Source organism: Campylobacter lari (assembly GCF_900638335.1).
GTDB lineage: Bacteria > Campylobacterota > Campylobacteria > Campylobacterales > Campylobacteraceae > Campylobacter_D > Campylobacter_D lari_E.
On sequence record NZ_LR134508.1, the window covers coordinates 1,112,741 to 1,128,102 of the forward strand.

Here is a 15,362-nt window from a genome sequence, read left to right on the forward strand (position 1 = left end):
CCTTAGAGATAAAATCTAATCACTATCATTTGATATTTTGAGATTGACTAGTCTATAATTTAATTGCTTTTGAAATAACTCTTTATATTTTTTTGAAAAATTTTTATGATATAAATCTAACTCAAAAGCTTTATTTGTATCTTTTATGCTAGTATTATTTTCAAAATAATAACCATTATTTCCATCATACACTCCATTTTGATCAATCCAAACAAGCTCATTAAAACCAAATTCTAATTTTTCATTTTTTATAGGTGCTAACATATTTCTTCCACCTAGGCTTAAATACTTTGTGTTGCTAAGAGTAAGATTATAAAGTGTTGGAAAAATATCCTTATGCGAACCCACACGATTTTTATCATAATAAATATCATTTTTCAAAGACTTTGGAAGATACAAATAAAAAGGCACGCTATAAGCAAAAGCTTTTTGGGATTTTATATCCATTTTAATATCTCTAAATCTATGATCACCTGTAGCAGCAACAATAATATTTTCCCTAAAACTACTTTCTTTTATGCAATCTAAAAATTTTCCAAATTCATCATTTGCATACGCATAAGCATTTAAAGCACCTATAGAATCACTGATAATAAATTGATTTAATACCTTTTCATTTAAAGCATTCTCGTTAATAAGTTGTGTTTTGCTTTTGTGTATATAAGGTCTATGAGTGGAAATACTAAGAGAAATAACAAGCGTAGGATTTGTAGCATTTTCAAAAATAGAATATATTTTTTTATACATAAACTCATCAGCTATACCATATTTATGTTTTGTTTTTTTAGCTTGTGGAAAATCTTGCATAAGTGTATTTTCATCTATAACTTCATCTACGCCTTGATTTTTAAAATAATTTCCAAGATTATACCAAGAAGCATTACCACTATAAACAAAAACTATTTTATACCCTGCATTTTTATAAATTTGCAAAGGTGTAAAGGCTAATTTTTCTTTTTGATACAATCCATTTGAAATAATATTTGGGCTTAAAAAAATTAAACGATTAAAACTTTCTATGGTATTGTTTGCACTAGATAAAAATCTAGCAAAAACAATATCTTGCTCAAAGTGCTTTTTTAAATTTCCCAAAAGATTAGTATTTTCAGTGCTAAACTCAGCTAAATTTAAACCAAAGCTTTCCATGATATTAATATAAATATGATTTTTAGCATGATTTTGATGTGTCAAAGTAGTATCAAACATAGGAAAAAGTTTTTCTTCTAGTTGATTTAGCTGTTTTATATCTACGCTTTTAATTTCTTGTTGATTTTTATACTCTTTATATGCCCATGAAAAAGCCATTAAAGGATTTGTAGAAATTTCATTAAAAGCTTTTATAGTGCTAAATTCATAGCTTGAAGCTCTTAATGCATTATAAGTAAAATGTCCTCTTAGCGCTACAATATAAGCATAAATTAGCAAAATGTTTATAAAACAAAAAAATACTAGTCTTACTTTAATAGTCTCTAGTTTTAAGCTAAGAATTTTAATATTAAGATAAAAACAAAATATACTAAAAATTACAGCCAATAATAATGCTTTTACAATGGGATAATCAGAAAAAACTATAGAAAATATCGCCTTAGTATTATCATCTTTTAAGCCAAAAACAAAAATATCAATTTTACTCGCATAAAGTTGAAAGTAATAATAATGTATAAACGCAGAAATTAAAACAACAAAAGCTATAAAAGCTACATAAAAACTAGAAAGATAAATATAAAATTTAGCGATTACCCCCCCCCGTGGTATGATATTTTCTATCTTTAAAAACCAAACTTACATAAGAAAACAAACCACACAGAAATAAAGGTAAAAAAATAGTACTAAAGGTTCTCATATCATGACCTAGTCCATATACATATACCATTAAGGTGTTTTCACTTTCATTAGTTAAATTTTTTATCATCAAAAACCTAACTAAAGCAAAAATTCCCATAAAAATAAAACTAAAAGAAAAAATTTGTAATAAAATTTTTCTCATTATACTCCTTTAAATAATATTTTCTTGCTAAAAAGATTATTCTTCGTAATTTTTTATAAGCTTATCAAAGCCCCATAAATTTCTAGCTTCATTTGCTTTACTAACTTCCACTACAAGCATTTCTTCTTGATCACCGAGTTGCTCTTGCACTTCCCCAAAAGCATTAATAAAAAAGCTATCTCCATAAAATTTCCAATCATTTTCTTGCTTTAAATTGCCTATGCGATTAACTCTTAAAATACTTGTTGAGTTTAAAAAAGCTCTTGTTTTTAAAAGTTCTAGCCATCTTTGATTGCTTTCAAAAGTACTAGCTGTGGGAATGATGACTAAATCTATCTTTTTTTTCATAATCATTTGCCAAAAGATATCAAAATGTGCTTCAAAACCAAAAAGCAAAGCACATTTTAAGTCCTCATACGTAAAAGCAAAAAGTTTAAGCTTATCAGTTTTTTTATTGCTAAAAAATTTTTCTTCATTCCAGTGTGTATAAGGCATTAAAATTTGTTGCTCATAAACTTTTACATTTTGTGGGCTTACTTTTAAACATAATTTTTTTAAGCCATCATTTTCTACGCTTATAAAAGGCGCAATGATATTTAATTCATACTTTTTAGCAAGTTTTATCAAGCTTGCTTTTTTGCTTTGACTTTGTTCTTTAATCATACTTTTTGGCATAGTTTTAAGCTCACTAAAAAAGCTATTTAAAACATACTCGCCTAAAACCACCAAATTCGCGCCACTTTCCTTAGCGGCTTTTAGATAATAATCAAGCCTTGATTCACTCAAAGCCAAAGTTGGAAATTGTAAAGCTACAACACTACTCATCTACTTGCTCGATTTCTAATTTAGCATTTTCAAGCATAATTCTTGCTTGTTTGATACTTTTTAAGCCTTCTTTGTAAATTTCTACGCAGGTTTTAAGGTCCAAATCTTTATCATTAAGTTTTTCCAAAGAAAGCTCAGCTTGTTTGATGTGATCTTCAAATTCCATTAATTACTTACCTTGTAATTTGGTGCTTCAGCAGTGATAGTTACATCATGCACATGGCTTTCCTTTAACCCTGCTGCGGTAATTTCTACAAATTCAGCTCTTTCTTGAAAAGCTTTGATATCTACTGCACCTACATAACCCATAGAAGATCTAAGCCCGCCTAAAAGTTGATGCACTACACTTTTTATACTTCCCACATAAGGCACCCTACCTTCAATACCTTCTGGCACAAGTTTATCTTGAGCTGTACCTTCTTGGAAGTATCTATCTGAACTACCTTTTTGCATAGCACCCAAACTTCCCATACCACGATAACTCTTATATTGTCTTCCTTGATAAGTAAATAACTCACCTGGGCTCTCATCAGTTCCTGCTAAAAGTGAACCTATCATCACACTACTTGCTCCTGCTGCAATAGCTTTTGCTATATCACCTGAGTATTTTATACCCCCATCAGCGATTACTGGCACACCGTATTTACTTGCTTCTATCGCACATTCATCTATAGCTGAAATTTGAGGCACACCCACACCTGAAACAATGCGTGTAGTACAAATACTACCAGGTCCTATACCTATTTTAATCGCATCTGCGCCTGCCTCACACAGATCTTTAACCGCTTTAGCACTTGCAACATTTCCTACTATCACATCTACATTAAATTCAGCCTTAATTGCTTTTAATGTATCAATAATCCCTTTAGAATGCCCATGCGCACTATCCATTACTATAACATCAACTTCAGCTTCCACTAAAGCCTTTACACGATCAAGCTGACCCACACCCACAGCTGCAGCCACTCTTAATCTTCCATATGCATCTTTATTTGAATTTGGATATTCTTTACGTTTTTTTAAATCTTTTATAGTGATTAAGCCCTCTAAGTGGTTATTTTCATCCACAATAGGAAGTTTTTCTACTTTATTGGTGGAAAAAATCCTTTCTGCATCATCTAAAGTAGAGCCCTTTTTAGCAGTAATCAAAGGCATTTTTGTCATTACATTTTCCACTAGATTATCAAAATTAGTTTCAAATCTCAAATCGCGATTAGTTAAAATTCCTATTAGAGTTTTATTCTCATCTACCACAGGAACTCCTGAAATTCTATATTCAGCCATAAGATCTAATGCTTCTTTCACACTTGCTTTAGGTCCTATATAAATAGGATCCATAATCACGCCACTTTCACTTTTTTTAACTCTTTTTATCTCTCTAACTTGCGAAGCTACATCCATATTTTTATGGATTACCCCTATGCCACCAAGTCTTGCCATCATGATAGCTGCTCTATGCTCAGTAACCGTATCCATAGCAGCTGAAATTAAAGGCATATTCAAAGTAATATTTTTTGTAAGCCTTGTTTTGATATCTACTTCCTTAGGTAAAACCTCAGAATATTGAGGAACCAGCAAAACATCTTCAAAAGTTAAAGCGCGTTTGATGATTTTCATAATTTTTCCTTTATTTGTTTTTGATCATTTCTTCCAAGCTTAAAGCACCATCTAATAAAGTTTGTTCATCATAAGCCTTGCAAATAAGTTGAGCAGAAATGTTAAGTCCGTTTTCATTTTTTGCCACTGGCACACTAATACCACCAAGTCCTGCTAAATTCACTGAAATAGTAAATACATCTTCTAAATACATTTGCACTGGGGTTTTAATATCATTAAAACCAAAAGCAACGCTTGGAGCAACAGGCATAAAAATCAAATCACAATCATTTAAAATTTCTTCATATTTTTGCTTGATAAATCTTCTAGCCTTTTGTGCTTTGATATAGTATGCATCATAATACCCACTACTTAAAACAAAGGTTCCTAGTAAAATTCTTCTTTTTACTTCCTCTCCAAAACCCTCACTTCTACTATTTACATACATTTGACTAAGATTATCACATTTTTCGCTTCTTCTGCCATATCTTACACCATCATAACGACTTAAATTTGCACTTGCTTCAGCTGCTGCTATGATATAATAAGCTGCAACATCAAATGTAGAATCCATTAAGTCTTTATAAACAATCTCATGGCCATTTGCCTTTAGCATATCTATGGTTTTTAATAAGGCTTGTTTTACATCATCATTGGTTTGCTCTACATAGTTTTTAATAACAGCTATTTTTAGCTTTTTATTTGCATTTAGCTTTGGCGCGGTTGGTTCAAAAACTATGTTTGCACTTGTGCTATCTTTTTCATCATAACCTGCAATAGCATCATATAAAATTGCAGCATCTTCAACATTTTGTGTTAAAACTCCAATTTGATCAAGACTTGAAGAATACGCTGCTAAACCATACCTACTAACTCTTCCATAGCTTGGTTTAAACCCAACACAACCACAAAAAGCAGCAGGCTGTCTTACCGAACCACCCGTATCTGAACCTAAACTTGCCAAAGCTATCCCAGCAGCAACAGCAGTAGCACTTCCACCGCTACTTCCACCTGGGACTTTAGCATTATCAAGCGGATTTAAAGTCTTACCATAAAAAGAAGTCGCACTCGTACTTCCCATAGCAAACTCATCCATATTACATCTTCCAAATGGAGCAAAATTATTTTTGCGTAAATTTACAATAGCACTTGCATCATAAGGAGCTACATAGCCTTGTAAAATTTTAGAACCACAAGTCAATTCCCAATCTTTTACACTGATATTATCTTTTATAGCTACTGGTACACCAACACCTGAAGTGTTTAAGTCTTTATTTAAAAACTGCTCTACATAAGCACCTAAATGCTTTTGCTGATATGCTTTTTCATTTAATTCTTTTTTTAGATTTTCTAATTCTTCATTTGAAAATTTTAAAGCTTCTTTTAAAGTTACCATTATTTATCCTTAAATTTTTTAACCAAATAAAACAAAAAAAGCGTGATAAATAAAAAGCCTAATAAAGTAATCACTACCACGCTAAAAGGTAAAGCTTGCTCAAACATTTTTTGTTTTTTCCACACTATTACATCTTGGACATAAACATTCTTCTTCTTTTGCTAAAAACTTCCAGCATCTTGGACACTTGTGCAATGAAGAACACACAATTTTAAAACTATGATCATCTATTTTAAACTCACTCAAAGCTTCTTTATCATCTAAGCTTTCTACCGAGCTTACCATAAACCAATCAGCTACTTCCTCAATATCTTCACTCAAAAGCTCATTTGCACTTGTTTGCAAACTTAACTCTAGGGTTGATTTGATGATTTTGTCTTTTTTTAATACATCAACAAGCTCAAAGAATTTTTCTCTTGATTTTATAAATAATTCATCCTCGATTTTATATTCATAATCAAATCCATTTTTTAACACCAAATCAAACACATCTTTAGCATTTTCTTTAATAGCTACATTTGCATGCTCTAATGCTTCATCTATGGTATAAGTTAAACTTGGAGCTAAAAGCGCAAAAAGTTTTCTAGTTATTAGCACCATAGCACTTTGCGCGCTTACTCTTTTTATATCATCTTTTGCATTACAATATAATCTATCCTTGCACACATCTAAGTAAATTCCACTTAAATCTGCACTTAAGAAATTTAAAAGCACACTAAAGCCTTTTGCAAATTCATATTTTTCAAAAGCAGCTTCACATGCTTCAAAAGCAACTTTTGCACGCATTAAAATCCACTTATCTAAAAGTGTGAAATTTTTTGTTTCTAAAAATTCCATATCATTAGTATTTGCAAGTAAAAATCTTATAGTATTTCTTATCTTTCTATACTGCTCGCTTACTTGTTTTAAGATATTATCAGAAATTTTTAAGTCCGTTGAATAATCACTAAGCATTATCCAAAGTCTTAAAATTTCTACCCCATAATTTTTAGCTACATTTTGAGGTAAGATCACATTGCCTTTTGATTTACTCATTTTTTGACCTTTCTCATCTACGGTAAAGCCATGAGTAAGTATGTTTTTATATGGGGTTTTGTGATTAATCGCAGTGGAAATTAAAAGCGAGCTTTGAAACCATCCACGGTGCTGGTCACTTCCTTCAAGATACATTGAAGCTTGATATTCTCCTGCGTCATATCTAGCCGAGTTTAACACTGCTTCCCAAGTACTACCACTATCAAACCAAACATCTAAAATATCATAAACTTTTTCTAAATTATTTGGATCATATTTGCTATTTGGCGGTAATAAATCTTTTATTTCTAAATCCCACCACGCATCAGCTCCATTTGCTTCAAAAATTCCCACTAAATGATCTAAAACATCATCATCAAAAATCACTTCTTTGGTGTTCTTATCTCTAAAAAACGCTATAGGCACACCCCAATCTCTTTGTCTTGATATACACCAATCAGGGCGATTTTCTATCATGGAACTAAGTCTTTTTACTCCACTTTCTGGGTAAAATTTCACATTATTTAATTGTTCTAGTGCTAGCTCTCTTAAAGATTTTCCATCTAACTTTTTCTCATCCATTAAGATAAACCATTGTTTTGTAGCTCTATAAATAACCGGTTTATGCGTTCTCCAGCAAAATGGATAAGAATGTGTAAATTTAGAACTCTCAAGCAAAGCTTCACCAAGCAATTCTAAAATACGCTCATTTGCTTTAAAAATATGAAGTCCTATAAACTCATTTAACAAGTGTTCTGACAAAAGCCCTTTAGCTCTTAGTGTTTCATCATAACACCCACCATCATCTACTGGCATAATCACTTCAATGCCATATTTTAAGCACACATAATAATCATCTTCACCATGGCCTGGTGCAGTATGTACAAGCCCTGTGCCACCTTCCATTAAAACATGATCGCCTAGAATAAGAGTAGATTTTCTTTGATTGAGTGGATTAATAGCACTTAAATTTTCAAATTCAGAACCTAAAAGTTCTTTTTGAATTTTTCCTTGAGTAAAGTTTTTATTGATCATATTTTCAAGCAAAGCTTTAGCAAAAATATAACCCTCTTCAGTGATAACATATTTTTCATTTGGATTTAAAGATATAGCTTGATTTGCTGGTAAAGTCCAAGGTGTGGTAGTCCAAATGACTGCTTTTGCTTTTTCAACTCCTAATTTTTCAACCGAAGTTTTATCAAGCTCAAATGCTACAAAAATAGAATAATCTTCTTTATCTTCATACTCTACTTCAGCTTCTGCTAACGCACTCTTAGCAGCCCAGCTCCAAAAAACAGGTTTGCTTCTTTCTAACAAAAGTCCTTTTTTAGCGATTTTACATAAAGCTTTGTAAATATCTGCCTCAAAAGCATTTTTCATAGTCAAGTATGGCTCATCCCAATCAGCAATCACACCCAAAGACTTAAATTCATCTCTTTGTATATTTACAAATTCTCTCGCATGCTCTCTACAAAACTCACGAATTTCTTTTTTGCTTAAACTTTGCTTTTTATCTTTAAGTTTAACTTCAACTTGCTGTTCTATCGGTAAACCATGACAATCCCAACCCGGAGTAAAACGCACTTTTTTACCTTGAAAATAATGCATTTTTATGATGATATCTTTTAAAATTTTATTTAAAGCATGGCCAATGTGCAAATGTCCATTAGCATAAGGAGGGCCATCATGCAAGGTAAAACTCTCACTTACCCCTTGTCTTTTTTGTTTCATTTTTTCATAAGCATAGTTGTTTTCAAACCACTTGCTAAAACGCTTAGGCTCAAGTTCTGCTAAATTTGCACGCATTGCAAAAGTAGTATTTGGAAGCAATAGCGTATCTTTATAATCCATATAATCCACCTTGAAAAATTTAAAAATAGTAAATTCTACTTAAAATACTTTTAATTTGCACTTATTTTTTTGTTATAATCGCAAGAAAAAAAGGAAAATCATGAAACATCTTATCGTCATCATAGGTAGCGAAATCATCGTTAATGAAAATTATATGCATTATATACAAGAAGAATACAAAAAACAGTTTTTAGAACTTCATGAGCTAAAATTTATAAACAAACCTGATAAAGAGCTTCCTTTTTTACTTGAAAAACTTTCTAAAGAATATGATTATATAACCATTTTTAGTATTAGCGAATACTATACAACTATAGCTAAAATCATAGCAACCTTAAATGATGATGTTTTAATCTTAGAAAATGATACTTTAGTACCTTCGAAAGCTTTGCGTGAAAAAAATTCCTTTTTAAGCTCTTTTGAACAATGCCATATTAATTTATTGAATATAAATATAGAGCAAAAATTGCCTTTGATTTTGCAAAACCCTGAGCTTGATTATGCATATTTTTGTCTTTTAGATATAGATGAAATGAGTGCAAATATTTTACTTAGCACGCTTACTACTTCGTTTGAAATTCAAACTAGCTCAAGTGCCTTGCTAGATAATCTCATTTGCATTAGAGCAAGCGCTAGTCAATATGGCAAACTAGAAGGCTTTTTAAAAGGAGTGTTTAAACTTTTTACGGGTAAAGTATTTTTAGGAAATGATCCTATTAAATTTATAGCTAAAAAACTTTTAGAAAAAAACTTAAAAATTTCCTTTGCAGAAAGTTGCACAGCTGGACTTTGCGCTTCAAAATTAGCCGAAAATTCAGGAATTTCTAGCGTATTTGAAGGTTCTTTGGTAACTTATTCTAATCGTTTAAAAAATTCTTGGCTTGGAGTGAGTAATGATACCTTAGAAAGTGTTGGAGAATATTCTGATCGTTGTATTTATTTTATGCTAAAAGGGATTTTTAAAACCACAAATTGTGATTTTGCTTTAGCACTTAGTGGTGTAGCTGGTGAAGAAGATGATAAAAATACCAAAGCAGGTACCATCTATATAGGAGCTATGTATAAAGATGGAACATTTTTACAAGAATGCATTCACATACAAGGGGCAAGAAACTACACAAGAGAACAAGCTAGTTTAGCTGCATATTGTTTAATGCTTAGATTAAAACCTGAAATTTTCTTTGGGGTTTAATCCCTAACCACCAAAGTATATTTTTTAAGTGGTGGTTAAAAATACACCCCACCACTTAAATATAATTTCATTCTATGATCATCATCATATTTGTATTGATGAACTGCTCTTGCTGCATCAAGCTTTATATAATATGCATTATTCTTATTATAAAGTATTTGCAAACCTACTGCATCTAAAAAATGCTCATCTGCTAATCTACTTCCTGAAGCTTTTTCATACCAAGCATAACCTACATCATAAAAAGGAGTAAAATAAAAATTCGTATTTGGTATATTTATTCTTATACCAAAGTTAGCTACTATGGTATTATCTCCATCACCCTCTCCATTATCATAAGCTCTTACTCCATAAGCTCCACCTAAAGATGAACTCTCAGAAGAATCTAATTCAAAATTCCCTAATACCTTTTGATAGTTTATATTTAAAGTATGCGTAATGTATTCATTAATACTATAATAATTATTCACACTAGCATTGAGTTTTCTAAACCAGCCAAAGCCATTACCATCACTTTTAGATGTATTTCCAAATATAGTAGTGCCATCATCATTAACCTTACCTACACTTACCTTAGCACTATAACTTAAAGTATTATTCTCAAAGCCTCTAAATAAACCTTCTAAACCTACACTACCTACATTAGAATGTTTATCTATACTATAATCATCAAATATATTTGAAAAAGGTTCATCTTTTAATATCTTATGATAAATACTAGAAGTAAAATATAAAGAGGAATTTGTATTAATCCATACAGGATAAGAAAAATCAACACCAATATTTCTAGAAGTACCACTAAAGCCAACTTCTTTATAATCTCCACCTAAAGAATAAGATCCTTGAGATATGCTTGGAGTAATTTTTAAATTTCCTAAAAAGAAAGTATAACTTGCTCCATAGTTGATTTGTCTTTCATCACTAGATTGTAAGTAAAAATTATAATAATCTCCCATATTAAATATAGAATTAAATCCCATACTAATACCAGCTCTATATTCCCCTGCACTTTTAATACCATAATTATCAGTATATAATAATACATTAGCCTTAGTATCAGGCACTACTTCTATAACTACATCAGTTTCTCCTACATTCTCTCCTGCTTGTAAACCTGCTAGGGTTTGTACTCCATACATTTCATTGACTTTATACACACTATCTTCTATGAGTTTAGTAGAGATGATTTTACCTTTGATTCTTTCATTAAGCTTATTTTCTATAAAATGATCTTTTATAGTAGTTTTATTCTTTATTATATACTTACCTAGTGTTCCTAAGGCTATGTTTATTTGCACACTATCTTCAAATTCTTGTTGGGGTACATAAGCTGTTGCTGCAGGATAGCCATTAACTTGGAAATAATAAGCAATGATATTAGATATATCTTGTAAATCTTGCAAGCTAAATTTTCTAGTGCTAAACTCACTAATAAGTAATTGTAAATCCTCTTCTTTAATACCTAGTTTTTTAAAGCTAGTGTTTTCATTAGTGATAACAAATTTATATTTGGTTATTACTTTTTTAGTGGTAGTGTTAGTTTGATTGCTTGAGTTAGTAGAGTTAGTGTTAGAACTATTATTAGTTTGATTATTTATATTGTTTGTATTATTGCTAGTTGAGTTGGAATTATTAGCTTCATCATTTACACTAGTATTTGCTTTATCATTGTTTGTATTAGTGCTTTGATTATTAGCTTCATCTTCTTGATTTAGTTTTTCTTTTAAAGCTTTCTTTTTTTCTTCAAAGTCTTTTTTGGCTTCTTGGCTTTTTATATAATCATCTTTGGTTTTTAGATTTTCTTTGATAGCTTTGTTTTGAGGGAGGTTTCTATCAGGGGATAATTCTATAACCTTTTCTATATCATTTTTAGCTATGATAATGCTTCCATTATTAGCATAGACTAAAGAGCTAAGTGCTACAACGCAAAGAGAGAGTTTTTTCATAATGGTTTTTCCTTAATTTTTTTATTTTTATTTATTTTTTTTCTTAATTTGGCTTTTATATTTGTATTGATTAATCACAATATTGTTTAATGCAAGTATTTATTCATACTATTATTATTGCTAGGATAGTTATATCCTAGCAAAGTGTTTTATAATCCTCCAACCACACAAGGATTCATAGTTCTATAATTATCGCTTACTATACAAGCTTTATTTTTTTGATTTAATGAAGCTTCTTCTATTTCTTCTTGTTCTTCCTCATCATCTATAGCCTCATCACCTATAGAGTTAAAAGTAGAACTTTGTTCAAAGCTTAAAGAAAAATCTGGTTTATTATCTATTGGTGGCTCAATTGGATCAATAGGTTTATCTGGTATATCAGGTTTATCAATAGGATCTTTGATATTTATTTTATCTATATCAACTAAACTATTATTTGGATTAGGCAATGTTCCACTAATAATAAAACCACCAAGTAATTTAAAATTATCTTGCTTATTTGCTTTATCTTTTAGAGTATTAAATTTTCCTATAGCATTGTTAGCAAGTTCATATTTTTCATTTGTTTGTTGATAAAGATCTAAAATATCTTTTTTTAATTGTTCTAACTTAGCTATTTTTTCCATTTGTTCTTGGATGCTCATATCTTTGTTTTCAAGATCATTAACTATACTTTCATAATCTTTCATCCAAGAGTTTAGTTTATTAAAATAATCTTGATCTTTAATAAACTTATCATATTCTTTTTTTTGTTCGTTTGCATTTTTAACTAATGTTTCTAATTCGCTCATAAAATGCTCTAACCCCTTATCATTTTCTAATTTATCTAATTGTTCATTGATTATTTTTCTTATATCTTTTAAAGCACTAATATCATCAAATCTATGTTCATTGTTTTCATTCAATATACCATTATCTTTATAAGCTAAAAGAAAATCTATACTTTGCATAAACTCTTCTTTATCTATAACATTAGTATCTTCTAACATTGAATATAAGAACAAAGATAAAAATTTAGCTTTTTCTTCTTTATTATCATTGTTTATATCTTTATAAGCTTTATAAGCTTGAAGTATTTGTTTGAGTTTTTCTTTATCATTAATATTAATGATATAGTTATTTTTAATACTAGTTATGATTTTTTCAAGAACATCTTCATATAAATCATCACTACCTAAAACAACATCAGAATCATTTGGGTTATCAGGGTTGGTTGGTGGGGTTGGTTTTTCTATAGTATTTGCCCTAGATAAAAATTCTTCATATGCACCATTTTGAGTAGAGTTATTATAAGTGTGAATGTTTATTTTATCTGAAACATAACCATTTTTATTAAAATCATTCCAGTAAGCTTGATCATTAGTTGCATTGGTTAAATCGTTTTCGTGGTGGTAGATGTGGATGTTGTTAAAAGTATATTCTGCCCTATCATTCAGTTTTTCAAAAAATTTACCTGTCAATTGAGAATTAGGTGTTTCATTAAAATATATATTTATATTTGAAAAATCAATTGATATTTTTCCATTTTTACCAAAACGCGGATCTGGATTTATCTCACCTATAAAAGCACCAAAACTATATGGATTAAAAATTCCTTTATTAATCTCTATTGCTATATTTTTAAAATATATTGGTAGGCCATTGTAATCATCTAATGCTGTTATAGTTCCTATAAAACCTCCTTGGCCACCTATACGTGCTTTATCTGATTGAATACTTCCTATTTCTAATTTTATATTAAAAATATTAGAAGAATCAGACGATATAAGTTGTTGGCCTATAAATCCACCTATATATCCTCTATCTGGATATTGATCCATATAAATATCTCCAACATTTACAAATATATTATCTAACACTCCTTCATAAGCAAGGGCTGCAAATCCTCCTATACTTGTTTCTGCCATAACATAATTAGAAAACTTATTATATTGACTAATATTTGTTATATTTTTCACTATTATATCTGTATATACTCCTTCATAAAGTATACCAGTAAAACCACCAGTAAGGTTCTCATTACCGCTCGATAAAGTACTTTTAATACTATTTATATTTTCCACATAAACATTAGATATTTTCCCCCCAAAAGCACCAGCAAAACCACCAATATAGTGTCTACCTTTACCATTTATATCAATTTTTGATATATTTTTTAATGTTATATTACATACATCGCTAGATAACCATGTCCTACCTATAAATCCTCCAATATAAACACTATTTGAGACACTACTATCGTATTTTATCCCACCACCCATATAATCAACATTGATATTTTTAAAACTTGCTCCATCAGTGATATCTCCAAAAATTCCCACATTAAGTATTTTATTATAATTTAACTCATCTATATCTATATTAATATTTTTAAGTGTATATCCTTGTCCATCAAAAGTTTTAGCAAATTGACCACGCCCATTGCCCACTATCATACTAGTAAATTCATTATCTTGTTTTACACCATCACCGTTCAAGTCCACCCAATAATTTGCATAGTTTTGACCACTGCATACTCCATTTTTACAATTAGCCCCAAAATCTATATCATCTACTAGTTTATAGGTATCGAAAAAAACCCTCATATTATTTTTATTTTCATTCCACCCTTTAGCAAAATGCCACCAATCTATATCAGAACCTATAGTTGCGTGTTTTTCAAATTTATCTTTAGTTACTAATTTTTTATTACCTAAATTTGTTTTATCTATGTTGTCATATTCTTGAGTAATAAAGTTAAGTTTGCCTATATTATTGTCATAGTTATAATAAGATGTAGTAGATTGCTGTAGTGATCCTTTTACATAAGCACTAGCTATAATAGAATCTGATTTAATTCCATCTACTAATATATTGACTTCATTCCCCACCAAATGAATTTTATCAGCTGTATTACCACTTGGATTTTTTAAAGCATCATCACCAACACCTTCATTATGCTTACCATGGATATTACCACCATCTATACTTACCTTATTTCCTATAAGTAATACATCATTAGCATTAATATTACCCATATTTACTACATTACCTGCTTTATGTGATTTAAATATAGGGGAAAAAGAAGCACCTTGTGCTTTAAATTCCTCAAAATGTTGTGCTTGTAAAGAAGTAGTCGAAGCCACAAAGCGATTAGCATTGATAGTTCCCGTTTTAGTAATGATTACCCCATTAGGATTAATTAAAAAGACATTATTACCACCTGCATTTAATACACCTTCTATGGTAGATTTATCTGTACCATGAGCAATGTTTAGGTAGTTTTGCCCACTTTGTCCTTTTCCAAAATTAACTTGAGCTTTATTACCTATACTAAAGCCACCACCCCATTGTATGACATGGTTTCCACCTTGTGTTTTACCTGTGATATCAATAGTGTTTTTACCAGTATTTTTATCAAAGTATGGACCAGATATAGTCCCACTAGTCCCATGAGTAAATTTACCTCCACTAGGTAGTTTGTTTGGATCAATTGCCATTAGTGGAGAAAATAACATTGATACCGTTACACCTGAGAGTATGATATGATTTGCTAACTTTTTCATAATTAATCCT

10 protein-coding genes are annotated in these 15,362 nt (G+C 30.2%); 1 reads left to right on the forward strand and 9 read right to left on the reverse strand.

The annotated features are described in order from the left end of the window. Positions 1-15: 15 nt before the first annotated feature. The 7 genes from EL235_RS05765 to ileS form a co-directional block, all read right to left on the reverse strand. Positions 16-1,533 (reverse strand): LTA synthase family protein, encoded by a 1,518-nt coding sequence (locus EL235_RS05765; protein WP_126340999.1) that lies wholly within the window; start codon positions 1,531-1,533, stop codon positions 16-18. A gap of 196 nt (positions 1,534-1,729) precedes the next feature. Continuing rightward, the gene (locus tag EL235_RS05770) at positions 1,730-1,987 is read right to left on the reverse strand and encodes a hypothetical protein (protein WP_114640521.1); all 258 of its coding nucleotides are present in this window, start codon (positions 1,985-1,987) and stop codon (positions 1,730-1,732) included. A 36-nt stretch (positions 1,988-2,023) separates the two neighbouring features. Further along, positions 2,024-2,812, reverse strand: a complete 789-nt coding sequence (locus tag EL235_RS05775; protein ID WP_039626751.1) for a carbon-nitrogen hydrolase family protein — start codon at positions 2,810-2,812, stop codon at positions 2,024-2,026. Beyond that, positions 2,805-2,978: an exodeoxyribonuclease VII small subunit gene (gene xseB, locus EL235_RS05780; protein ID WP_039626753.1), complete on the reverse strand. Its 174-nt coding sequence runs from the start codon at positions 2,976-2,978 to the stop codon at positions 2,805-2,807. Before xseB ends, EL235_RS05775 begins: the two co-directional genes overlap by 8 nt. Further along, positions 2,978-4,429 (reverse strand): IMP dehydrogenase, encoded by a 1,452-nt coding sequence (guaB, locus tag EL235_RS05785; RefSeq protein WP_126341000.1) that lies wholly within the window; start codon positions 4,427-4,429, stop codon positions 2,978-2,980. Before guaB ends, xseB begins: the two co-directional genes overlap by 1 nt. A 10-nt stretch (positions 4,430-4,439) precedes the next feature. Beyond that, on the reverse strand, positions 4,440-5,804 hold the full coding sequence (gatA, locus tag EL235_RS05790) for an Asp-tRNA(Asn)/Glu-tRNA(Gln) amidotransferase subunit GatA (protein WP_039626757.1): 1,365 nt from the start codon (positions 5,802-5,804) through the stop codon (positions 4,440-4,442). A 99-nt stretch (positions 5,805-5,903) separates the two neighbouring features. After that, complete coding sequence (gene ileS, locus EL235_RS05795; protein WP_114640524.1) at positions 5,904-8,669, reverse strand: isoleucine--tRNA ligase; 2,766 nt, start codon at positions 8,667-8,669, stop codon at positions 5,904-5,906. A gap of 100 nt (positions 8,670-8,769) precedes the next feature. Between ileS and EL235_RS05800 the strand changes: the two genes are divergently transcribed. After that, complete coding sequence (locus EL235_RS05800; protein ID WP_126341001.1) at positions 8,770-9,861, forward strand: CinA family protein; 1,092 nt, start codon at positions 8,770-8,772, stop codon at positions 9,859-9,861. 35 nt (positions 9,862-9,896) lie between these two features. On the opposite strand, the gene EL235_RS05805 is transcribed toward EL235_RS05800, so the two are convergent. Beyond that, positions 9,897-11,807, reverse strand: a complete 1,911-nt coding sequence (locus EL235_RS05805) for a ShlB/FhaC/HecB family hemolysin secretion/activation protein (RefSeq protein ID WP_126341002.1) — start codon at positions 11,805-11,807, stop codon at positions 9,897-9,899. A 149-nt stretch (positions 11,808-11,956) separates the two neighbouring features. Beyond that, positions 11,957-15,352 (reverse strand): two-partner secretion domain-containing protein, encoded by a 3,396-nt coding sequence (locus EL235_RS05810; RefSeq protein WP_126341003.1) that lies wholly within the window; start codon positions 15,350-15,352, stop codon positions 11,957-11,959. Between the last annotated feature and the right edge of the window lie 10 nt (positions 15,353-15,362).